Origin of the sequence: Pseudomonas sp. IT-P218, from assembly GCF_949767605.1 — a bacterium.
Lineage (GTDB): Bacteria > Pseudomonadota > Gammaproteobacteria > Pseudomonadales > Pseudomonadaceae > Aquipseudomonas > Aquipseudomonas putida_AE.
Map to the genome: position 1 here is coordinate 1 of NZ_CATKQQ010000013.1, position 23,748 is coordinate 23,748.

The following is a 23,748-nucleotide window of genomic DNA, read 5'->3' on the forward strand; positions in this document are numbered from 1 at the left end:
ATTTGTGAATGCTGTTGGATTTGGGGCATTACGCACATCTGTAGGAGCCGGCTTGCTGGCGATGCGATGGTGGCCGTTACGCCGTCATCGCTGGCAAGCCAGCTCCTACAGGATTTGTGAATGCTGTTGGATTTGGGGCATTACGCGCATCTGTAGGAGCCGGCTTGCTGGCGATGCGATGGTGGCCGTGATGCCGCCATCGCTGGCAAGCCAGCTCCTACAGGATTTGTGAATGCTGTTGGATCTGGGGCATTACGCACATCTGTAGGAGCCGGCTTGCTGGCGATGCGATGGTGGCCGTGATGCCGCCATCGCTGGCAAGCCAGCTCCTACAGGATTTGTAAATGCTGTTGGATTTGGGGCATTACGCGCATCTGTAGGAGCCGGCTTGCTGGCGATGCGATGGTGGCCGTGACGCCGCCATCGCTGCGATGCGGCGACCCGACAAGCCAGCTCCTACAGGATTTGTGAATGCTGTTGGATTTGGGGCATTACGCACATCTGTAGGAGCCGGCTTGCTGGCGATGCGATGGTGGCCGTGACGCCGCCATCGCTGCGATGCGGCGACCCGACAAGCCAGCTCCTACAGGATTTGTGAATGCTGTTGGATTTGGGGCATTACGCGCATCTGTAGGAGCCGGCTTGCTGGCGATGCGATGGTGGCCGTTACGCCGTTATCGCTAGCCGCCAGCAGCAGGGTGGTTCAGCCGTCGATAGCCGGAAAATCGATATCGGTCAGGGCGACGTTGTTCAGGTAGTGGGTCAGCGTTTTGATCCTGTTGTTGCGCCACATCCTGAGCAGTCGCGATCAGCAGCCGGGCATGATGGCCGGCCTGGCCGATCCACGTCTGGCGCGCCCTTTGAACCAAATGCACGAAGCGCCCGGCAAGGCCTGGAGCGTGGCCGACCTGGCGGTGGCGGCCAACATGTCCCGGGCCAGTTTCGCCGAGCACTTCAAACGGGTGGTCGGGCAGGCCCCGATGGATTATCTGGTCAGTTGGCGCATCAGCCTGGCGCAGAAGCGCCTGGGTGAAGGCAAGCCCATTGCCCTGATCGCCGAAGAGGTCGGTTATGAAAGCCCTTCGGCACTGGCCCGGGCGTTTCGCCGCAAGACCGGGGTCAGTCCCCGGCAGTGGAGAGGATAACGCGGCCAGCGTATGTTGGCCGGCGCACTGGCGGGCCACGGCAGCTGTGCTAGCTTCTTGGGGGGAGTCTCTGGTTTGCCAGCGTCCCGTCGTGTCTACCTCGTACAGGCCCTGGGGAGTCGATCAATAATATGCAGGATGCGCGCCCAAACCCGACGCTGGACCTGGAGTATTGTGTCGAACGTCCGATTTTCATGGACTTCCTGCAGCACGCCGGACGCACGCCCGATGCCGTGGCGGTGGTTTCCCAACACGCCACGTGCAGCTACGGCGAACTGGAAGCGATCAGCCAGCGCCTGGCGGGCTTTCTGCTTGAACAGGGCGCGAGGCCATCCGACCGGGTGGTTATCGTCTCCGGGCGCTGTGCGGGGCTGGTCTACGCCATGCTCGGTGCCTCGCGCGCCGGCTTGACCTTCACCGTTGCCGACATGGCCTATCCCCGTGCGCGCATCGAGCAGATCATCCATGTGCTCGAGCCGAGTTTTGTCCTCGTTTGCGGCGAGGCCGCGTTCGAGCTCGATCCCCGGCGATCGTCTGCGATACGCTTGGTCAATATCCCTGAAATGCCCGGCGACGTGCTGAAGGCCTTCGCCGTCGAGCCAAGGGGCTTGCCAGAGGTCAATCCTGGAGACCCGGCCTATATCACCTTCACCTCGGGCAGTACCGGCGAGCCGAAGGGGATTGTCACCCATCACTCGCCCCTGGTGCATTTCATCGAATGGCATAGCCAGCGTCATTCGTTGACCAGGGACAGTTGCTTTTCCCTGCTGTCAGGGCTGGGTCACGACCCGGTCTACAGGGACGTGTTCACGCCGCTGTCCATTGGCGCAAAGGTCGTGATCCCGGCCCAGTCGACCGTTATCGATCCAGCCGCATTGGCCAAATGGATACACCAGCACGGGATCTCCGTCATTCACCTCACGCCGCCCTTGGGCAAACTCATTGAAACCGGGGCGAAGATCAGTGGCTTGCAGTTCGATGACCTGCGCTACCTGTTCTGGGGCGGGGATGCCTTGAGCAACACCCTGTACCAGCAAATCTGCGCCATCGCCCCCAACGCCATCAGCGTCAACTTCTACGGCACGACCGAAACGCCCCAGGCGATGGCTTACCATCAGATCGATCCCGCGCTCGACAATTCAAGGATCCCGCTGGGCAAAGGTATCGAAGGCGCGCAACTGTTGCTGGTCAATGAGGCCAATCGGTTGGTCGGCGAAGGCGAAGTCGGGGAGATCCTGATACGCAGCCCGTATCTGTCCCTGGGTTACTACGGTGATGCAGCGCTGACCAAGGAAAAGTTCGTGGTCAACCCCTTTACCCGGGCCGAGGGTGACATCTGCTATCGAACCGGCGACCTGGGCACCTACCTTGCCGATGGCAGTGTCATGTTCCGCGGGCGCGGCGACAGCCAGGTGAAGATTCGCGGCCATCGCATCGAGCTCGCTGAAATCGAAGGTGCGATCTCCAGGCATCCGCGGATCAAACAGTGCGTGGTGCTGGCCGACAACGACCGTTCGAACGTGAAGCTGGTGGCCTGCTGCGTTGCAGCCAAGCCGGTTGCAGCGGTTGAACTGCGTGAGCAGGTGGGGCAGGCGCTGCCCGACTACATGGTGCCGGCGTTGTTCGTGTTCGTGGAGTCCATTCCACTGACGCCCAACGGCAAGATCGACAAGCGGGCGTTGCAGGCGCTGGTCGACAACCAGGCGGCCCCCGTCAATGCCAGCCAGGACCTGTCGCCGCTGGCGCTCAAGTTGTCCCAGGCATGGGCGGAAATTCTTGAAGTGCCGCGCATCGATCCGCAGTTGACGTTCGTTGAGCTGGGCGGGGATTCACTCTCGTTCGTCCAGGCTTCCATGGTGCTGGAAGAGCTGATCGGCCATCTGCCCGATCAATGGGAAATGATCCCGGTCGTTGAATTGTGTGAACTGGCCAGCGACACCAAGGCCTCGCGGTTTTCGATTCGGGCAATGGAAGTGCCGGTGTTTTTACGCGTGGTGTCCATCGTGTTGATTGTGATGGGGCATTTCAATGTGTATACGCCGTGGCCGGTGTTCGGCGAAACCATGGCCCTGTTCCTGATTTCCGGGGTCAGCCTGGCCAGGTTTCAGTTCAAGGCCATCAATGAGTACGGGAGCGTGCGCACGCTGGTGAAGTCCGTTGCCAGTATCGCGGTACCAACGATCCTCTATACGGTGTTGGTGCAACTGCTGTTCGACAAAGTGCATTGGCAATCACTGTTGCTGATTTCCAATTGGTTTACAGCGGATAGCGTCGGTGTCTTCACCTATTGGTACATAGAACTGCTGGTGCAGATGCTGGTGATCATCGGGTTCGCGCTGTCGTTCGAGCGCGTGAGAAACATCATCAGTGCAGACCCGTTTCGTTGTTTTGTCATCGCGTCATGCGTGTTGGCGGTGGCTGACGTGCTGATCAGTCTCTATGTGTTCGATGCGAGCGCGCTGTTCAATCGGGTGCCACAGCATTACCTGGCGATCATGGTGCTCGGCATGGCCATTCACAGTGCCAGTACGACCACCCAGAAGTGGATCGTCAGTGCCGTTGCCGTCCTGGTGGTGGGTTGGCAGGACATGGTGGCCATGTTGGGGTATGGACCGTTCGCCGGCGAGATCTGGAGCCATTTCGATATCGCCCTGCCTGCCGCGCTCCTGGTGATCTGGGTCCGGTCCATTCCCGTACCCGGTCTGATGGCGCGGGGCATGGCGTTGATTGCCTCCTCGACCCTGTATATCTACTTGACGCACTTCCAGTTCCTGTCGGTGGCCCGGCGCCTCGGCGATTATCCGCTGCTCGCGGTGGTGCTCGCCGTCGTCGGTGGCGTGGCGGTGGCGTATGTCTGGAACAAGGTGGTGCGCTGGGTGATGATGCGCGGCAATGGCGACGGCAAGAAGCGTGGTGCGGATAAAATCGAGCGGGTGGCGTGACGGTTCCGTAAACTGGCGGCGCAACAGGCGTTGCGCCGTGCATGCCGCTGCTGACATGCGCGCGCCGCCGACTTACCACCTCAAGCAAGAGACCCCCATGGCAAACCAAGACCTGACCTTCGTTCCCGATCCCGATGCGGACTCCATTTCCTCAGACGTCGCCGGTTTCGCCGGCATGCTGGTCTCCACCCAGATTCCGACCCGTGCCGATGGCAGCCTTGAACTGGGCGATATCACCCTGCAAAGCGAGTGCACTCTGCAAGCGCTGAAAGTGGCGCTGGAGCGCGCCGGCAGTTCCATGGACCGGGTGCTGCACCTGACCATCTACCTCACCGACATGGCCGACCGCGCCGCGTTCAACGAGGTCTACAAGCGCTTCTTCGCCAAACCGTGGCCGGTGCGCGCTGCGGTGGGCGTGGCGTCGTTGGCGGTCGAAGGGATGCGCGTGGAAGTCACCGCAATGGCTGCCAAAGCCTGATCGTAATCCCACACGCGAAACTGTAGGAGCTGGCTTGCTAGCGAAGAGGCCAGAAAGAGCAACGCAATACTCAAGGCCGCCTTCGCTGGCAAGCCAGCTCCTACAAGGGTTTTTTGGTACGCGAAGCTGCATCTTCGCACCCGCAAGCCGCCACCTGGCAGTACACGGGTGCCCCTCAGGCATTTCACCGCTACAATGCGCGCCTCGACCGTGACAGCCTGACTAAAAAATATTATGTCCCTGCCCAAACATCACCTGGAATTGCTCAGCCCCGCCCGTGACGTGGCGATCGCCCGCGAGGCCATCCTGCATGGCGCTGATGCCGTCTACCTCGGCGGCCCGAGCTTCGGCGCCCGGCATAACGCCTGCAACGAGGTGAGCGATATCGCCGCCCTGGTGGAGTTCGCCCATCGCTACCACGCCCGGGTATTCACCACCATCAACACCATCCTGCACGACAACGAGCTGGAGCCGGCCCGCAAGCTGATCCACGAACTGTACGATGCCGGTGTCGACGCGCTGATCGTCCAGGACCTGGGCGTGATGGAACTGGACATCCCGCCGATCGAGCTGCATGCCAGCACCCAGACCGACATCCGCACCCTGGAGCGGGCGAAATTCCTCGACCAGGCCGGTTTCTCGCAACTGGTACTGGCCCGCGAGCTGAACCTGCAGGAAATTAGCGCCATCGCCGACGAAACCGACGCGGCGATCGAGTTCTTCATCCACGGTGCGCTGTGCGTGGCGTTCTCCGGCCAGTGCAACATTTCCCACGCCCACACCGGCCGCAGCGCCAACCGCGGCGACTGCTCCCAGGCCTGCCGCCTGCCGTATACCCTCAAGGACGAGAAGGGCGGGGTGATCGCCTACGAGAAGCACCTGCTGTCGATGAAGGACAACAACCAGAGCGCCAACATCCGCGCCCTGGTGGAAGCTGGCGTGCGCTCGTTCAAGATCGAAGGGCGCTACAAGGACATGGGCTACGTGAAGAACATCACCGCCTATTACCGCCAGCGCCTGGACGCCGTGCTCGAAGACCGCCCGGACCTGGCCCGCGCGTCCAGCGGCCGCACCGCGCATTTCTTCCTGCCCGATCCGGACAAGACCTTCCACCGTGGCAGCACCGACTACTTCGTCAGCGAGCGCAAGATCGACATCGGCGCCTTCGACTCGCCAACCTTCACCGGCCTGCCGGTGGGCGTGGTGGAAAAAGTCGGCAAGCGCGATCTGCTGGTGGTCACCCACGAGCCGCTGTCCAACGGTGACGGCCTCAACGTCCTGGTCAAGCGTGAAGTGGTGGGCTGGCGGACGAACATCGCCGAGCCAAAAGGTGAATTCGAAGAAGACGGCGAGAAACGCTATCGCTACCGCGTCGAGCCGAACGAGATGCCCAAGGGCTTGCACCAGTTGCGCCCGAATCACCCGTTGAGCCGCAACCTGGATCACAACTGGGCCCAGGCGCTGCAAAAGACCTCCGCCGAGCGCCGGATCGGTCTTTCCTGGGTGGCGCGCCTGCGTGAAGAGCGCCTGGAACTGATTGCCACCAGCGAAGAGGGCATCAGCGCCAGTGTGGCCCTGGATGGTCCGTTCGGCGTGGCCAACAAGCCGGAGCAGGCCCTGGAGCAGCTGCACGATCTGCTGGGCCAACTGGGCACCACCGAGTACCACGCCACCAACATCAAGCTGGACGCGCCGCAGGCGTTCTTCATTCCCAACTCGCAGCTCAAGGCCTTGCGCCGCGAAGTGATCGAAGCACTCACCGTGGCGCGCATCGCGGCCCATCCACGGGGTGGCCGTAAAGCCGAGACCACACCGCCACCGGTGTACCCGGAATCGCACCTGTCGTTCCTGGCCAACGTCTACAACCAGAAGGCCCGCGACTTCTATCACCGTCACGGGGTCAAGCTGATCGATGCGGCCTACGAGGCCCATGAAGAGACGGGTGAAGTGCCAGTGATGATCACCAAGCACTGCCTGCGGTTCTCCTTCAACCTGTGCCCCAAGCAGGCCAAGGGCGTGACCGGCGTGCGCACCAAGGTCGCGCCAATGCAGTTGATCCACGGCGATGAAGTGCTGACGTTGAAATTCGACTGCAAGCCTTGCGAAATGCACGTGATCGGCAAGATGAAGGGGCACATCCTCGATCTGCCGCAACCGGGCAGCGTGCAACAGGTCGTCGGGCACATCAGCCCCGAAGACCTGCTCAAGACCATCCACCGCGCGCCCCACTGAGTGATCGGCGAGCGCGCAGTCAAAGGCTGCGCGCTCGCCAACTCACCCCTCGCAGTTCAGCTCACTTCAGGTCGAAGCGGTCAAGGTTCATCACCTTGGTCCAGGCCGCCACGAAGTCCTTGATGAACTTCTCCTCGCCATTACTGGCATAGAACTCCGACAGCGCGCGCAATTGCGAGTTGGAGCCGAAGACCAGGTCGACTCGGGTGCCCGTCCACTTTTTCTGGCCGGTCTTGCGATCGCTCGCTTCAAACTCTTCCTGGGCGTCCGACACCGGTTTCCACTCCACACCCATGTCCAGCAGGTTGGTGAAGAAGTCGGTGGTCAGTGCCTCGGGCCGCGTAGTGAAGACGCCGTGGGAGGTGTTTCCGGCGTTGGTCTTGAGCACGCGCAGACCGCCGATCAGCACGGTCATTTCCGGCGCGGTCAGGGTCAGCAACTGCGCCTTGTCGATCAACAGCGACTCCGCCGATACGCTGTATCTGCCCTTGAGGTAATTGCGGAAGCCATCGGCGATCGGTTCGAGAAAACCGAACGACTCGACATCGGTCTGTTCCTGGGAAGCGTCCATGCGCCCTGGGGTGAACGGCACCGTGATCGTGTGCCCGGCATTTTTCGCGGCTTGTTCAACCCCCGCATTACCGGCGATGACGATCAGGTCGGCGAGGGAGATTTTCTTGCCGCCGGCGTTGTATTCCTGCTGGATACTTTCGAGTTTCGCCAGCACGTTCCCCAGTTGGTCGGGCTGGTTGGCCTGCCAGAACTTCTGTGGGGCCAGGCGCAAACGCCCGCCGTTGGCACCGCCGCGTTTGTCCGAACCGCGGAAGGTGGAAGCCGCCGCCCACGCCGTCGAGACCAGTTGCGAGACCGACAGGCCCGAGGCCAGCAGCTTGCTTTTCAGGGCCGCGACGTCACTGTCGTCGACCAGTGGATGATCGACGGCAGGAATCGGGTCTTGCCACAGCAGTTCTTCATTAGGCATTTCCGGGCCGAGGTAGCGTGAGAGCGGGCCCATGTCGCGGTGGATCAGCTTGTACCAGGCACGGGCGAAGGCGTCGGCCAGTTGATCGGGGTTCTCCAGGAAACGCCGGGAAATCGGCTCGTAGATCGGGTCGAAGCGCAGCGCCAGGTCGGTGGTCAGCATGGTTGGATTACGGCGTTTTGACGGGTCGTGCGCGTCGGGGATGATCCCGGCACCGGCGCCGTTCTTCGGCGTCCATTGGTGGGCGCCCGCGGGGCTCTTGGTCAGTTCCCATTCGAAGCCGAATACGTTCTCCAGGAAGTTGTTGCTCCACTGGGTCGGCGTGGTGGTCCAAGTCACTTCCAGGCCGCTGGTGATAGTGTCCGGGCCTTTGCCAGTGCCAAATTTGTTCCTCCAGCCCAGGCCCTGTTCTTCCAGGCCAGCCGCTTCGGGCTCGGCACCGACGTTGTCGGCAGGGCCGGCACCGTGGGTCTTGCCGAACGCGTGACCGCCGGCAATCAGCGCCACGGTTTCCTCATCGTTCATGGCCATGCGGCCGAAGGTCTCACGGATGTCCTTGCCGGCGGCCACCGGGTCCGGGTTGCCTTCCGGGCCTTCCGGGTTCACGTAGATCAGGCCCATTTGCACGGCCGCCAAAGGGTTTTCCAGATTGCGGCCTTGATCGGTGCGGCTCTCCTCATTTTCCCCGGGTTCGGCGACGAGCGGGCCTTCGCCGGGTTCTTGTGCCGGTTCTTGCTTTGAGTCGTATCGGGTGTCGCCACCCAACCATTTTTTTTCCGAGCCCCAGTACACATCTTCGTCTGGTTCCCAGACGTCAGGCCGGCCGCCGGAAAAACCGAAGGTCTTGAAGCCCATGGATTCCAGCGCGACGTTACCGGTCAGGACGATCAGGTCGGCCCAGGAGATCTTGTCGCCATACTTTTGCTTGATCGGCCACAGCAGGCGGCGGGCCTTGTCCAGGCTGACGTTGTCCGGCCAACTGTTGAGCGGTGCAAAACGCTGCTGGCCGGAGCCGGCGCCGCCGCGGCCATCGCCGGTACGGTAGGTGCCGGCGGAGTGCCAGGCCATGCGCACGAACAGCGGGCCGTAGTGACCGAAATCCGCTGGCCACCAGTCTTGGGAATCAGTCATCAGGGCGGTCAGGTCACGCTTGACCGCGGCAAAATCCAGTTCCTTGAATGCCTTGGCGTAGTCAAATCCCGCGTCCGTGGGGGTGGTCAGGGACGAGTGCTGGTGCAGGATCTTCAGATTAAGCTGGTTCGGCCACCAATCGCGGTTCGTGGTGCCACCACCAGCGGCGTGATTGAACGGGCATTTCGTTTCAGTTCCCATCTGTGAGCTACCTTTGGTCGTGTTCATTCAGCCATCGTCCCGGTTGAGGTCCGATAGCGGTGAGTGAAATCAATGACTCAGGCTGTTGGCCCAGCAAGTCGATCAACTGATCATCGTGGCCAAACGGGCATCGCGGCACTGGCAAGCGAGTAACCAACGCGATGACCCAGGTATGCCTAGTCGGTTTCTGACTCCTGCTTTATCTTCTTATCAGGTCTGGGCCGGCCAGACCGCACCGGCGCTAGTTAAGGCTAGACCGCCCTTGGGCAGACGGCTAATAGCTGGAGTATTTGTAGTCGATAGGTGGAATCTTTCAAGGCGCCTGAAAATTACGCCTCGAAATGTTTCCTATGAAAGCGTCAGTGGCGTATCGCCAGCGAAGAGGCCCGAAAGACCAGCGCAATACTCAAGGCCGCTTTCGCCGGCAAGCCGGGCTCCTATAATGTTTTGTGTTGGGCATGAATCCGTGGTTTTCCACGGACCTGTAGGAGCTGGCTTGCCAGCGAAGAGGCCCGAAAAAACAGCGCAATACTCCAGGCCGCCTTCGCCGGCAAGCCGGGCTCCTACAATGTTTTGTGTTGGGCGTGAATCCGTGGTTTTCCACGGACCTGTAGGAGCTGGCTTGCCAGCGAAGAGGCCCGAAAAAACAGCGCAATACTCAAGACCGCCTTCGCCGGCAAGCCGGGCTCCTACAATGTTTTGTGTTGGGCATGAATCCGTGGTTTTCCACGGACCTGTAGGAGCTGGCTTGCCAGCGAAGAGGCCCAAGAGAGCAGCGCAATACTCAAGGCAGCCTTCGCCGGCAAGCCGGGCTCCTACAATGTTGTGTGTTGGCCATGAATCCATGGTTTTCCACGGACCTGTAGGAGCTGGCTTGCCAGCGAAGAGGCCCAAGAGACCAGCGCAATACCCAAGACCGCCTTCGCCGGCAAGCCGGGCTCCTACAATGTTTTGTGTTGGGCATGGAGCCGTGGTTTTCCACGGACCTGTAGGAGCTGGCTTGCCAGCGATGTCGATCTGACGGGCGCCTTCGCCGGCAAGCCGGGCTGCTACAATGTTTTGTGCTGGCCATGAATCCATGGTTTTCCACGGACCTGTAGGAGCTGGCTTGCCAGCGAAGAGGCCCGAAAAAACAGCGCAATACTCCAGGCCGCCTTCGCCGGCAAGCCGGGCTCCTACAATGTTGTGTGTTAGACATGAATCCATGGTTTTCCACGGACCTGTAGGAGCTGGCTTGCCAGCGAAGAGGCCCAAGAGACCAGCGCAATACTCGAGGCAGCCTTCGCCGGCAAGCCGGGCTCCTACAATGTTGTGTGTTGGGCATGAATCCGTGGTTTTCCACGGACCTGTAGGAGCTGGCTTGCCAGCGAAGATGCCCGAAAAAACAGCGCAATACTCAAGGCCGCCTTCGCCGGCAAGCCGGGCTCCTACACTGTTTTGTGTTGGGCATGAATCCGTGGTTTTCCACGGACCTGTAGGAGCTGGCTTGCCAGCGAAGAGGCCCGAAAAAACAGCGCAATACTCAAGGCCGCCTTCGCCGGCAAGCCGGGCTCCTACAATGTTGTGTGTTGGACATGGAACCGTGGTCGTCCTCGGACCTGTAGGAGCTGGCTTGCCAGCGAAGAGGCCCAAGAGACCAGCGCAATACCCAAGACCGCCTTCGCCGGCAAGCCGGGCTCCTACAATGTTGTGTGCTGGCCATGAATCCGTGGTTTTCCACGGACCTGTAGGAGCTGGCTTGCCAGCGAATAGGCCCGAGAGACCAGCGCAATACTCAAGACCGCCTTCGCCGGCAAGCCGGGCTCCTACAATGTTTTGTGTTGGGCATGAATCCGTGGTTTTCCACGGACCTGTAGGAGCTGGCTTGCCAGCGAAGAGGCCCGAGAGACCAGCGCAATACCCAAGGCCGCCTTCGCCGGCAAGCCGGGCTCCTACAATGTTCCAACCACTCAATAGACATCCCGCAAATAACGCTTCTGCTCACTCATCTGGCGCCAATAATCAGCGGCGTCTTGCGGATCCAGTCCACCATGTCGTTGCGCGACCTGGCGCAACGTCTGATCGACGTCCCTGGCCATGCAGCTGGCATCGCCACAGATGTACAACCGGGCGCCGTCCTGCAGCCAGCGCCAGAGTTCGGCGCCTTGTTCGCGGATGCGGTCCTGTACGTAGATCTTCTCCGCCTGGTCACGGGAAAACGCCAGGCTCAGGTGCGTCAGCAGGCCATCGTGCTGCATGCCTTGCAGTTCATCGCGGTAATAGAAATCGCTGGCGGCGTGCTGTTCGCCGAAGAACAGCCAGTTTTTGCCGTGGTCGCCCCGCGCGCGGCGCTCTTGCAGGAAGGCGCGGAAGGGTGCGATGCCGGTGCCGGGGCCGATCATGATCATCGGTACATCACCGTCGCTGGGCACGCGAAAATGTTTCGACGGCTGGACGAAAACCGGTACCTCGGCGTCCTGCGCGCGGTCGGCGAGAAAGGTCGAGGACACGCCCTTGCGTTTGCCGTAGCGCACCGCGGCCACGGTGAGATGGACTTCCCGTGGATGCGCCTTGGCGCTTGACGCAATGGAATACAGGCGCGGTTGCAGGCGTTTGAAGGTGCCCAGCAGCTCGCTTGCCGAGCAGTCGAGCGGATACTCCTGCAGCACGTCCGCCAGTTGCCGTCCCCACAACCATTCTTTCAGCTGAGCCTTGCGGTCATTGCCCAGCAGCTGTTTCAAGCCCGGGTTGGCGCTGCGCTCGGCGATGAAGGCGAGGGTGTCGCTGTTGGGCCGGGCGATTTCAAAGTGTTCGGTCAGGGCCTGACGCAACGACACCTCGCCGAATTGATCGACGCTCACCGGCGCCTCGGCATTCAACCGGGTCAGGTCGAGCAACTCATCGACCAGTTCAGGACAATTGCGCGGATGGACGCCCAGCGCGTCACCCGCCTCGTAGCCCAGTCCCGAATCCGCCAGGTCCAGGGAAAACATCCGGGTTTCCTTATGCGGGCTCTGGCTGTTCAGGTGAAGGTTGACCAGCAGCCGTGAGGCACGGGGCTTGGCCTTGCCCGTAGTCTCGATGGGACTGGCGGCACCCTGCGCCTCGACAGCGACCGCTGGCTCGGGCCTGAGGGTCTTCTGTAATTGCGCCACCCAGGTATCGGCGCGCTCTTCGAATTCGGTGTCGCAGTCGACCCGTTCCAGCAGACGGGTGGCGCCCAGTTCCTGCAGGCGCTGATCGAGTTGCTTGCCGTGACGGCAGAACTGGTCGTAGGCCGGATCACCCAAGGCGAGCACGGCAAAGCGCAGCGATTCCAGGCGTGTCTGGGTGGTGCTGAGGCTGTGCCAAAAACCTTCGCCGTTGTCCGGCGGGTCGCCATCGCCGAATGTGCTGCTGATCAGGGCCAGGTTCTGCGTGCTGGTCAACTTGCTGGCCGGAAAATCGGCCATCGCGCTCAGCTCCACGGCGAAGCCGCCGTCACGCAGGCGCGCGGCCAAACGCTCGGCCAGGGTTTCGGCATTGCCGGTTTGCGAGGCCCAGAGCAACGTCACGGCGGGTGCGTTGGCGGCGGCTGGGGTTTCAACCTGGTTGCCCAGCGCAACACCCGCATCGACCCGGCTGAACAACCCACCCAGGAGCCCGTCCAGCCACAGCCGCGTCTCGGTGGCCAGCGGCGCGCTGGGCGGCAGCACCGGCACACCAGGCGCCTGGCGACCGGCGGAGGATTGCAGGCCACTGAGAAAACCGGCCAGGTAAGTGCGTTCACTGTCGTTCAATGTCGGGGAGGGCAGGCGACGGATGCCCGCCAGATCAGCGAAGGTCTCGATGCTCGACATGGCGAGTTCCTCTGGCAAGGGGGAGGGGGCGACGGCGGCAGGCGCTGGGGTTTGCAGGAACTGATGGTCGATCAGTTCGACCCGTTGCAGGGCGACCGCACAGAATTTGAATTCCGGCTGCTGCGATATCGGGTCGACGGCATCGTTGGTCACGGCATTGATCGCCAGGTTTTCGCCAAACACATCGTTCCAGTGAAAAGGCGCAAAACAATTGCCCTGGCGCACGCGGTCGGTCAGCACCGCCGGCAACACCGCGCGACCGCGCACGGAGCGTACTTCGACCGGGTCCTTGTCCTTGATGCCCAACGCACTGGCATCCTCGGGATGGATCTCGACGAAGGGGCCCGGGTTGAGCTTGTTCAGGGTCGCCACCTTGCCGGTCTTGGTCAGGGTGTGCCACTGGTGCTGCAAGCGCCCGGTGTTGAGCACGAAGGGAAAGGCTTCATCGGGCATTTCTGCCGGCGCCATGTGCGGCCGGGCGAGGAAGATGCCTTTGCCGCGCTCGGTGGCAAACACGATCGCCGGTTGGTGGCCATCGGCTTCGACCTTGAGCGTCTGGCTCACACCGTTGTTGAGGTAGCGAATCGGATTGCGCTGCGGGGCAGCCTCGGACGCGCAGGGCCATTGCAGCGGTTGGTCGCGCAGGCGCGTGTAGCTGGCGCCGCGAATGTCGTAGCCGGTCCTGGGGTTCCAGGCACGCTTGATCTCTTCGAACACTTCCTCGGCAGCGCTGTAGGTGAACCCGTCGGCGAAGCCCATCTCGCAAGCCACCCGGGCGATGATCTGCCAGTCGGGCAGCGTCTCGCCCGGGGCCTCCACGGCTTTTTGCATCAGCGTCAGGTTGCGCTCGGAGTTGATCATCACGCCCTCGGCCTCGGCCCAGAGCGCGCCGGGCAGGAGGATGTCGGCGTAACGGTTGGTCTCGGTGTCGAGGTAGGCGTCCTGGGTGATTACCAGTTCGGCCGCTTGCAGGCCGTCGATGACTTTCTGGCGGTTGGGGCCCGACGCGACCGGGTTGGTGCAGATGATCCAGCAGGCCTTGATCTTGCCTGCGCTCATGTCTTCGAACAGGGCCACGGTGCCGCCGCCAACGTTGCGCGGCAGGCTGTCGCGCGGGATGTCCCACAAGTCTTCGATGAACTGGCGGTCCGCCTCGACCAGCGCCGAGCGCTGTCCGGGCAGGCCTGGCCCCATGTAGCCCATCTCGCGGCCGCCCATGGCATTGGGTTGCCCGGTCAGGGAAAACGGCCCGCTGCCCGGCCGGCAGATCGCCCCGGTGGCCAGGTGCAGGTTACACAGGGCGTTGGTGTTCCAAGTGCCGTGGGTACTCTGGTTCAGGCCCATGGTCCAGCAGCTCATCCATTCGGCGGCTTCGCCGATCCATGACGCAGCCTTTCGAATATCCGCCTCGGGCAGGCCGGTGATCTGCGCGACCGTGGCGGGAGGATAGTCCTCGAGGAATTCGGGCATGGCCTCCCAGCCTTCGGTGAACGCGGCGATGAAGGTCGGGTCGGTATGGCCGTTTTTCACCAGCAGGTGCAGCAAGCCATTGAGCAAGGCCAGGTCGGTCCCTGGCTTGATCGGCAGGAACAGGTCGGCTTTGTCCGCGGTGGCGCTGCGCCGTGGATCGACCACGATCAGCTTCGCCCCGGCCTTGACCCGGTCCAGCATGCGCAGGAACAGGATCGGGTGACAGTCGGCCATGTTGGCGCCGATGACGAAAAACAGGTCCGCCTGATCGAAGTCCTGGTACGAACCCGGAGGGCCGTCAGAACCGAGGGACAGCTTGTAGCCGCTGCCGGCGCTGGCCATGCACAGGCGGGAATTGGACTCGATGTTGTTGGTGCGAACAAAACCCTTGGCCAGCTTGTTGATCAGGTATTGGGCTTCCAGGGACATTTGCCCGGACACGTAGAACGACAATGCATCGGGACCATGGCGATCGAGGGTGTCGCGCAACCGGCTGGCCGTCTCGCTGATCGCCTTGTCCATGGCGATGCGCACCGGGTCGCGCTGGCGTTCCTGGCGCAGGTAGGCATGCTCCATCCGCCCCGACTCGGCGATGGCCTGGCCGCAGGTGGTGCCTTTGGTGCAGAGCCGGCCGGCGTTGGTCGGGTGGGCCTTGTCGCCGCTGACCTTGACGACCCGGTTGTTTTCCACCTGCATGACGATGCCGCAGCCCACACCACAATAGGGACACACACTGCGTACGGTTTTGCTTGCCATCCTCGCCCCTCGAATCTCTTGCCGGCCGTTACCGATGCCGGAAACAAAAAAGGCGCCATGCGGCCCACCGTCATAAAAAACGGGGGACACACGGCGCCTTTGTCGTATGCATGCAATCAGCGTTGACTGCAGGGTTGAGGTGTACCTAGCAAGTCACGCGCCAGAAATGCCTTTCAGGCCGTGATCGTTGTCGATACGGGGGCGGGCAAGGGGAGATCGTCGAGCATCGGTGCAAATGAACGCTGCACCCTGCACTTTTATAAAGCGCCACCTGCACCCGGGTGCACCAGTCGGTGGCGGTGGCGGGACTGGCACCTGCAGCGCGCCAATCCCGCCCGCGCTGTCACTTGCCCAGCGCTGGGGTGCGCGGCGGGATCAAGCGCTTCGAACCGGTGGCCTCGAACGCCGAGGCCAGGCGCAGCAGGGTCGAGTCGTCATAGGCGCGACCGGCAAAGGTCAGCCCCACGGGCATGCCGATGTCCGGCATGACCCCCATCGGCACGGTGACGGTCGGCACCCCCAGATGGCGTATCGCGAGGTTGCCGTTGGCCACCCAGACGCCGTTGCTCCAGGCGATGTCCGCCGCTGCCGGGTCGACATCGGCATTGGCCGGGCCGACGTCGGCGACGGTCGGGAAAATTACCGCATCGAGCCCCAGCCGATCCATCCACTGCTCGAGATCGATCTGGCGCGTCTGTTCAAGGCCGCGCAGGCCGTCCGGCACCGTCGGGATCTGGTCCCACGGGGTGATGCCCCGCTCGGCCATGCGCACGTACTCGTCCATGCCGGCGGCAAGGTCGCCCTCGCGGTTGGGCAGGGTGCCTGGGTCATGGGGGAAAATCAGCGGTCCGTCGACATCGACCAGGCGGTTCAACTGTGGATCGCCGTTGGCCTGCAGGAAATCATCGAAGGCCCAGGCCGTCAGGTCCCACAACTCGTGATGCAGAAACTCCTTGGACACGATGCCGCGATTGAACACGGTCGGCGCACCGGGACGATCGCCCTCACAGTTGGAGACCAGCGGGAAATCCACCTCGATGACTTCGGCGCCGGCGGCTTGCAAGGCCTGGCGGGCCTGCTCCCACAACCCGATCACCGAAGGCCGGGTGTGGATGCGCTGCCCGGTCGGGCCGCCGATGCCCGGGGCCTCGCTGGTGCCGGCTTCCGGATCGGCGTTGATGTACATGCGCGGAACGCCCAGGCGCTTGCCAGCCAGGGCCGCGGCGTTGGCGGCCAGGTCCTGGTAGGAAGCGGGGCGCACCGAGGCGACAGGTGGAATCGGCACCCAGGGTTGCAGGCGCCACAGGTCGCCGCGGGTGTCGGGGTCTTCGGCCACCACCACGTCGAGCACCTCGAGCAGGTCCGCCATGGTCCGGGCGAACGGCACGACGACGTCCATGGTCGGCGTCAACGGCCAGTTGCCACGCACCGAGATCACCCCGCGCGAAGGCGTGTAGGCGCACAAGCCATTGTTGGAGGCCGGGCCACGACCGCTCGACCAGGTTTCTTCAGCCAGGCCGAAGGCGGCAAAGCTGGCGGCGGTGGCGGTTCCGGCACCGTTCGACGAGCCGGAGGCGAAGGGGGCAGTGAGGTAGTCGGCGTTGTACGGGCTTTCCGCGCGGCCATAGACGCCGCGCTGCATGCCGCCGTTGGCCATCGGCGGCATGTTGGTCTTGCCCAGGCAGATGGCGCCGGCGGCGCGCAGCCGTTCGATGGTGAAGGCATCGCGATGGGCGACCAGATCCTTGAAGGCCGGGCTGCCGGAGGCGGCGGTCAGCCCCTTTACCAGGTAACTGTCCTTGGCCGTGTAGGGAATGCCATCGAGCGGGCCCAGGGCCTGGCCCTTGGCGCGCCGGGCATCGCTGGCCTGGGCCTCTTGCAACGCCTCGGGGTTGCGCACCACGACCGCATTGAGCGCCGTGGGCGTCTGGGGCGTGTCGTAGGCATCGATCCGCGCGAGATAGGCCTGGACCAGTTCAACGGCGGTGGTCTGGCCGGATTCGAGCGCAGCGCGCAGTTGGGCTATGGAAACTTCGGTGACTTCGATCATGCGGTGACTGCCGGCTGTTGATGGGGGATGCGCGGGTTGAGGCATCCGGGTACGCCCGTCATGTTAGCACCGCGATCGCCGATGTCAGCTGCCGGCTTGAACAAGCAGGCGCTGGCTCGCCGGACTGAAGGCGGTGCGCAAGCGCTCGATGACCCGGTCGATCGAAGGGCCTTCAATGGCCGGTGGTTGCGGGCTCTCGCCGAACTCACGCCAGATGAACAGGGTCATCTCCGCGCCATCGGTCAGCGTGTGTGCGCTGGCGCTGTCGCCGAAGTTTTCCAGCAGCCGATAGCGCTCATCCTGCCAGAACAGGTCCTCGACCCACGGGTACACCGGGATGTAATGGAAATGGATGGGGAAGCGCGGATCGTGGCCGAATCGGCTGATGTAGAGCCACTTGGGCTGCAACTCCGCTTGCAGGGTTTTCTGCACCCTGGCGAGCAGCCCGCCCATCTCCGCCAGGGCCTGCTCGGGAAGATCGGACAATGAATTGGCGTTGTGCCGGGTGCCCAGGACCAGATAGCCGGGGAGCGCCGAAGACATATGGTGGTTGAGGATCCAGTGGGCGGTTTCATGGATGATGAAACGGGGTGCTATGTCCATGGGTCAATGTCCGTTGGCGACGCTGCCAAAAGGGGCGGGTGGGTTGGCCTCGACTGATTCTAAATCCAGCAAAGCTCCGTGGGATACGCTTTTTGCGCTGGTGCCATGCGCGGGCAATGTAGGGGCAAATCCTGCCGCCGACCACCAGACCTGGGTGTAGCAGGTTAACGCTTTGGTATGAAGCCGGGGGATTCACAGGTCCAGGTCAATCACATGGGCGGCCTCGAACTGAGCGTTTTCATTGATGCCATTCCTGGCATAGCCCCGGGCGTTGCAAATGACCCGGGTGTTGCCGATCCGGTAATCGAAGCTGCCGTGGGTATGGCCATGCAACCAGAGTGCCGGCTGCCACGCCTTGATCTGCTCTTCGAGGTCTGAAACGAAACTTGCGTTGATCGGCGAGTCGACGAAAGTCGGGCTGATGCTCGAGCGGGTCGGTGCGAAATGCGAGATCACCACAGTAGGAGTGCTGCGGTCGGCGGCAAAACAGTCTTCCAGCCAGGCCACCGTCTGCAGGAAAATCAGCTGGGAAATGGCCGGGGTGAACAGGTCTGGAAAATCAGGCGAAACCCTGATGCGGCTGAAGTCGCGGATCAGACTCGTGGCCATGTCGATTCCCTGGGCCCGATCTTCGGCTTGATCAAAAAGACGGTAGTCGGACCACAGGGTACAACCGAGGAACCGTACGCCGTTGTGGACGTGCGCCGTACGTTCCAGCACGTGGATCGATGTGCCTTGGGACAAGCGGTGCAGTTGCTCGTAGGTCGAGATCAAGTCGCTGCCGTAGAATTCGTGATTGCCGGCCACGTACAGCACCGGTGTCGGGCATGCCCTGGCCCACTCGATGGCGGCGGCCGGCCGGGAGATGTCGCCGGCCAGGACCACGATATCCGCCTCCACCGCCGGAAACGGCAGGGCATCGACGGACAAATGGATATCGGAAAGCAGGGCGATGCGCATGGAACGGTTCCTGGCAGTGGGTGCTAATTACTTGAGGGGATGACGCACCAGAATCGATTCGTCGATCTGGTCGATGGAGGTGACCCCCGTCAATGTCATGGCCACGCGCATTTCCTTGGCGAAGATATCCAGCATGTTTTCCACCCCGCGTTGACCGTCGGCCGCCAGGGCATAGGCCATGGAGCGTCCAAGCAGTACCCCTTTGGCTCCCAGTGCCAACATGCGCACCACATCCAGCCCCGAGCGGATCCCCGAGTCGACCAGCACCTTGAGGTCATTGCCCACCGCTTGCATGATTGGCGGCAGGGCTTGGGCCGTGGAGAGCACGCCATCCAGCTGCCGGCCGCCGTGGTTGGAAACGATGATACCGTCGGCGCCAAAACTGACCGCATCCCTGGCGTCCTCGGGGTCGAGAATGCCCTTGATGATCATCGGGCCCTTCCAGAAATCGCGAATCCACTCCAGGTCGCTCCAACTGATCGACGGGTCGAAGTTGTTGGCCAGCCAGCCGGTGTAATCTTCGAGCGTAACGGCCTTGCCCAGATACTTCGAGACATTGCCCAGGTCATGGGGCCGCCCCATGAGGCCGACGTTGAAGGCCCAGTCGGGCCGGGTGATGGCCTGCAACATTCGCCGCGACGATGCATAGGGACCAGACATGCCCGAATGGGCGTCGCGATAGCGGGCGCCGGGCGTCGGCATGTCGACCGTGAACACCAGGTTCTGCACGCCGGCGGCCTTGGCGCGTTCCAGCGCGTTTCTCATGAACCCGCGGTCCTTGAGCACATACAGTTGAAACCAGATGGGCTGTTGAGTGTTGGCGCGGACCTCTTCGATCGAGCACACCGACACGGTGGACAGGCACAGCGGGATGCCTTTGTTTTCGGCGGCCTTGACCGCCTGCACTTCGCCACGGCGGGCGAACATGCCGGTCAGCCCTACCGGCGCCAATACGATGGGCATCGACAGGCGTTGATCGAACAGGGTGGTTTCCAGGCTCAATGCTTCGACGTTCTTGAGGATGCGCTGGCGCAGGCTGACGTCTGCCAGATCGGCGCTGTTGGCCCTCAGCGTGTGCTCGGCATAGGCTCCGCCATCGATGTAGTCGAACAAAAAACGCGGGAGCTTGCGACGGGCTGCCTCGCGATAGTCGGATGCGGACGAAATGATCATATTGCCGATGCCTTGAGCTGATGGGGGACGGTGACGCCTGTCGAGCTTGAGGGCAGATTAGCCCATGCAATTGCAACTCTGTTGAAAAGCCGTGCAAACCTTTGGTGGCTGCAACATGGACGAAACATAACGCGCCTATGATCCGCCTCAACCAAAACCGAGGGAGCGACCCATGAACCGGCCATCAAGAAGCATCCGCAAACTGCTCGACTCCGTGGCCTCCAACAACGAGGGCGCGGCGCTGGATGTGATGCGCGCCGCTGAACAGCTCAAGGACGAGGTGCTGCGCCAACGCTTGCTCAACCTGATTCATCGGCTCAACCAGGACGCCATCGACTTGCGCATTGCCCGTGACGAGATCCAGGGTGGCGCTATCAAGCTTGCGTGACGGGCTTGCTTCAACCTGCGTGAGCCAAGTAATAGGCAACCAGAGCATTGGCGTGGCCATGACCCAGGCCATGCTCGGTCTTGAGCCAGGCGACCATTTCCATGTGCTTCTTGTTGCTGACGGTCTTGAGCAAGTCCTGCCAGTGGCTGACCGGGTGCCCGTACTTTTTTTCGATGGAAGGGAAATACGAGGCGGGTCCTTTGGTTTTTGTGTCTTCAGTCACGTTGCAAACTCCATTTTTGCTGGGTGATCAGGAGAGCCGGGAAATGCTCCCGACGCAGCATCGGTAACGGTACTTTTTAGCCTGTGCTGAATTCGCCGTCCACTCCTGGTATCGCATCACAGCAATCGCGGCCTGACAGCCGATCCATCTCTCACGGCCGAATCGGATCTACTGTAGGAGCTGGCTTGCCAGCGATGGCGGCACCAAGGCCACCATCGCATCGCCAGCAAGCCGGCTCCTACAGATGCGCGCAATGCCACACATTCATCATGGCCCCACAAATCCTGTAGGAGCTGGCTTGCCAGCGATAGCGGTGTAACGGCCACCATCGCATCGCCAGCAAGCCGGCTCCTACAGATGCGCGCAATGCCACACATTCATCATGGCCCCACAAATCCTGTAGGAGCTGGCTTGCCGGCGATGGCGGTGTAACGGCCACCATCGCATCGCCAGCAAGCCGGCTCCTACAGATGCGCGTAATGCCCCAAATCCAACAGCATTCACAAATCCTGTAGGAGCTGGCTTGCCGGCGATAGCGGTGTAACGGCCACCATCGCATCGCCAGCAAGCCGGCTCCTACAGATGCGCGTAACGCTACACATTCATCATGGCCCCACAAATCCTGTAGGAACTGGCTTGCCAGCGATGGCGGCACCAAGGCCACCATCGCATCGCCAGCAAGCCGGCTCCTACAGATGCGCGTAACGCTACACATTCATCATGGCCCCACAAATCCTGTAGGAGCTGGCTTGCCGGCGATGGCGGTGTAACGGCCACCATCGCATCGCAAGGTGAACTGACCGTATGATATTGGCTTCATCGTCGATAAGGAGATCGCCATGTCGCCAAACAAGGCTTGCCCCGTCATTCTCTCCAGCATGCCTGCGCCACGCATCCTTCTCCGCCATCCCCTGGCAGGCGTGCAATTGGTCAAGGGCACAATCGAGCCAGGAGAAACACCCGCCGAGGCCGCTCTTCGTGAGTTGAGCGAGGAGTCTGGAATAGACGACGCCTCGGTTGTCCGTGACCTGGGTTGCTGGAACGCCGAGCATCTCGAGCAGGTATGGTCGTTTCATCTGTGCCACGCACAGGCGCCGCTGCCCGAACAATGGACCCATCAAACGCGCGATGACCATGGCCACGCCTTCAGCTTTTTCTGGGCCCCGCTTGATGAGTTGCCGATTGCCGATTGTCATCCGGTCTTCCGTCGGGCATTACGGCACCTGACGGCCACGCTTCTGCCTGAACACAGGAGAGTTGATGAATGAAGACATTCAAGATTCGCGAGCTGAAAAGCACCGACACCGAAGCGTTGCTCGCATTCGAAGTCCGCAACCGTGAGTGGTTCGAATCCCATATCGATGCCCGCGATCCTTCTTTTTACTCATTGCAGGGCGTCGCCGAGCATATTCAAGGCTACTTATCCGGTTTCGCCATCGGCGCCTGGCATCCGTTTGTCATCGAAGACTGCAATGAAAAAATAGTGGGTCGAGCCAACCTGAAAAGCATCGACCCTGCGACGGGGTCTGCGGAGGTGGGCTATCGAATCGATCGCGACGCTTGCGGCCAGGGCCTGGCGACACAGGCGCTCAGGCATCTGATCGAGCAGGCACAGCGCCGTTGGCAACTGACGCAACTGATAGCTTATGTGTTCAAGGAAAATGTGGGCTCGAGAAAAGTACTGGAGCGTTGCGGATTCGTGCTTGAACAATCCTCCGGAAACGAAGCGCCAGAAGCCGAATACCGATTGCTTCAGCCTCTGGCCCGGTGCCGCAAGCGCGAGTAGGAACTCAGCATGCTGGTCAGTTCTGGGTCACTTGGGTGAAGGGCAACACTCGACGACTGATCAGGAACACCTTGCCGGCCGGGGTCAGGCTTATGCTCACCGATCCGACGGCGCACGGTGGCAGTGCCGACGATGCGTTTAGACATCGGCTACGATGAGGTAAGCGACGACCCCTGTGTACGATTGAACCGCAATTGACCGCGATCCCTGCAGGAGCAGCCGGTCGACGCTCGATTGCTCGCGATGGTCGTTAACGATGACGCGGAAACCCTGACGCTCCGCGGTGCTCTCAGGTTTTTCGCGAGCAATCGAGCGTCGACCGGCTGCTCCTACAATGGTCCACGACAACCCGCGCCAGCGGGTATGTCAGTAGTCCCAGAAAGCCGCGACCCAGCGAAAGGCGTCCCCATTGACGGCCACCCGGCCAACGGAGGGGAACGGCAGGTGCGTGGCGACAAAAAGCTCACCGCTCGCCGCCGCCTCTCGCATGAGTCGCACCCGAACGCGAACCGACTCCTCAGGGTCGTGTTCAAAACCGTTGTGCCAGTCGGGATGCTCGAAGGCGACCGGGAACAGGGCGTCGCCGGCGAACGTTAACCGCTCGCCGCCGGACGTCACGTAGACCACGCTGTGACCCGGGGTGTGGCCGCCGGTGAGCTTGACCACCACGCCCGGTGCCACCTCGTACTCGTCTTCGAATGTCCGCACATTGCTGCGGTAAGCGTTGATGAACTGATTGGCGGTTGCCCGCAGGACGTCCGGTACCGGTGAAGGCATGTCGGTGTGGGTGAAATCCGGCGACTCCCAGAACGCAACCTCGATAGCCGCAACGTGGATGCGCACGTCTGGCCGCAACTTGTTCTCCACCTCATCGACCAGCAACCCGCCGATATGGTCCATGTGCATGTGGGTAATCACCACGTCGGTTACCGCCGAAAGCTCGATACCCGCGGCCTCCAGTCGCTTGGGGAACTGCCCGGCCCGTGGAAAGCCCGGGAACTGTCCACCCAGTCCTGCGTCGACGAGAATGGTCTGCTCGCCACTGCGCACCACCAGTACGTTCAACGCCCAATCGAACGCGTCCGGCCCCAGGAACATCTCCTTGAACCAGGCCGCGCGGGCGGCCGGGTCGGCATTGGTGGACATCGTCGCGGTCGGCAGCGGCAGCACCCCATCGCTGATCACCAGCACGTCGATCTCGCCGACCCGCAGCGCATAGCGCGAAGGCACCAGTTCCTGCGACCCCGATCCACCGGAGTACGGGGTGCCGGGCAAGCTCGATTCTGACGCCGGCTGGCCGCTAGTTTTCTGATGTGTACCAGCCGTTGGGGTGGGGTAGTCCAGATGCGTTGTCATGGTCGTTCACCTATTGCCAGGATCAATCGGGCAATCAGTGTGCAACGCCACACA

General features: G+C 62.0%; 14 protein-coding genes and 1 pseudogene. 7 read left to right on the top strand and 8 right to left on the bottom strand.

Annotation, left to right across the window (positions count from 1 at the left end; all coding sequences use genetic code 11):
- Positions 1-767: 767 nt before the first annotated feature.
- The 4 genes and pseudogenes from ACM6I6_RS12255 to ACM6I6_RS12270 form a co-directional block, all read left to right on the top strand.
- A pseudogene (locus ACM6I6_RS12255) lies at positions 768-1,145 on the top strand (helix-turn-helix domain-containing protein); the annotation flags it as partial.
- Between the two features lie 131 nt (positions 1,146-1,276).
- Positions 1,277-4,087 (top strand): amino acid adenylation domain-containing protein, encoded by a 2,811-nt coding sequence (locus ACM6I6_RS12260; RefSeq protein WP_414919950.1) that lies wholly within the window; start codon positions 1,277-1,279, stop codon positions 4,085-4,087.
- A 97-nt stretch (positions 4,088-4,184) separates the two neighbouring features.
- Positions 4,185-4,565 carry a RidA family protein gene (locus ACM6I6_RS12265; protein WP_033044524.1) on the top strand — a complete coding sequence of 127 codons (381 nt, stop codon included), beginning with the start codon at positions 4,185-4,187 and terminating at the stop codon, positions 4,563-4,565.
- Between the two features lie 234 nt (positions 4,566-4,799).
- Positions 4,800-6,797 carry a U32 family peptidase gene (locus tag ACM6I6_RS12270; protein ID WP_323609459.1) on the top strand — a complete coding sequence of 666 codons (1,998 nt, stop codon included), beginning with the start codon at positions 4,800-4,802 and terminating at the stop codon, positions 6,795-6,797.
- A gap of 61 nt (positions 6,798-6,858) precedes the next feature.
- Here the strand turns inward: ACM6I6_RS12270 and katG are convergent, their stop codons facing one another.
- From katG to lldD, 6 genes are all read right to left on the bottom strand, one after another.
- Positions 6,859-9,111, bottom strand: a complete 2,253-nt coding sequence (gene katG / locus ACM6I6_RS12275) for a catalase/peroxidase HPI (protein ID WP_414919951.1) — start codon at positions 9,109-9,111, stop codon at positions 6,859-6,861.
- A 1,949-nt stretch (positions 9,112-11,060) separates the two neighbouring features.
- Complete coding sequence (locus tag ACM6I6_RS12280) at positions 11,061-15,155, bottom strand: molybdopterin-dependent oxidoreductase (protein WP_414919952.1); 4,095 nt, start codon at positions 15,153-15,155, stop codon at positions 11,061-11,063.
- Between the two features lie 343 nt (positions 15,156-15,498).
- Complete coding sequence (locus ACM6I6_RS12285) at positions 15,499-17,205, bottom strand: amidase (RefSeq protein WP_414919953.1); 1,707 nt, start codon at positions 17,203-17,205, stop codon at positions 15,499-15,501.
- An 84-nt stretch (positions 17,206-17,289) separates the two neighbouring features.
- A complete protein-coding gene (locus tag ACM6I6_RS12290) occupies positions 17,290-17,808 on the bottom strand; it encodes an HIT family protein (RefSeq protein ID WP_274076222.1) in 519 nt (172 codons plus the stop codon).
- 192 nt (positions 17,809-18,000) lie between these two features.
- The gene (locus ACM6I6_RS12295) at positions 18,001-18,768 is read right to left on the bottom strand and encodes a metallophosphoesterase (RefSeq protein WP_414919954.1); all 768 of its coding nucleotides are present in this window, start codon (positions 18,766-18,768) and stop codon (positions 18,001-18,003) included.
- 27 nt (positions 18,769-18,795) lie between these two features.
- Positions 18,796-19,941: an FMN-dependent L-lactate dehydrogenase LldD gene (lldD, locus tag ACM6I6_RS12300; protein WP_414919955.1), complete on the bottom strand. Its 1,146-nt coding sequence runs from the start codon at positions 19,939-19,941 to the stop codon at positions 18,796-18,798.
- A gap of 172 nt (positions 19,942-20,113) precedes the next feature.
- Between lldD and ACM6I6_RS12305 the strand changes: the two genes are divergently transcribed.
- Positions 20,114-20,329: a hypothetical protein gene (locus tag ACM6I6_RS12305; RefSeq protein WP_046816415.1), complete on the top strand. Its 216-nt coding sequence runs from the start codon at positions 20,114-20,116 to the stop codon at positions 20,327-20,329.
- Positions 20,330-20,339: 10 nt separating this feature from the next.
- On the opposite strand, the gene ACM6I6_RS12310 is transcribed toward ACM6I6_RS12305, so the two are convergent.
- Positions 20,340-20,552, bottom strand: coding sequence for a DUF4287 domain-containing protein (locus tag ACM6I6_RS12310; protein ID WP_414919956.1), 213 nt, complete (start codon positions 20,550-20,552; stop codon positions 20,340-20,342).
- Between the two features lie 839 nt (positions 20,553-21,391).
- Here ACM6I6_RS12310 and ACM6I6_RS12315 point away from each other — a divergent pair.
- Together ACM6I6_RS12315 and ACM6I6_RS12320 are read left to right on the top strand one after the other, a co-directional pair.
- Positions 21,392-21,820 (top strand): NUDIX hydrolase, encoded by a 429-nt coding sequence (locus ACM6I6_RS12315; RefSeq protein ID WP_414919957.1) that lies wholly within the window; start codon positions 21,392-21,394, stop codon positions 21,818-21,820.
- The gene (locus ACM6I6_RS12320) at positions 21,817-22,338 is read left to right on the top strand and encodes a GNAT family N-acetyltransferase (RefSeq protein WP_274076227.1); all 522 of its coding nucleotides are present in this window, start codon (positions 21,817-21,819) and stop codon (positions 22,336-22,338) included. The genes ACM6I6_RS12315 and ACM6I6_RS12320 overlap by 4 nt, the downstream gene beginning before the upstream one ends.
- Positions 22,339-22,704: 366 nt before the next feature.
- Here the strand turns inward: ACM6I6_RS12320 and ACM6I6_RS12325 are convergent, their stop codons facing one another.
- Positions 22,705-23,694: an MBL fold metallo-hydrolase gene (locus ACM6I6_RS12325; RefSeq protein WP_414919958.1), complete on the bottom strand. Its 990-nt coding sequence runs from the start codon at positions 23,692-23,694 to the stop codon at positions 22,705-22,707.
- Positions 23,695-23,748: the final 54 nt, after the last annotated feature.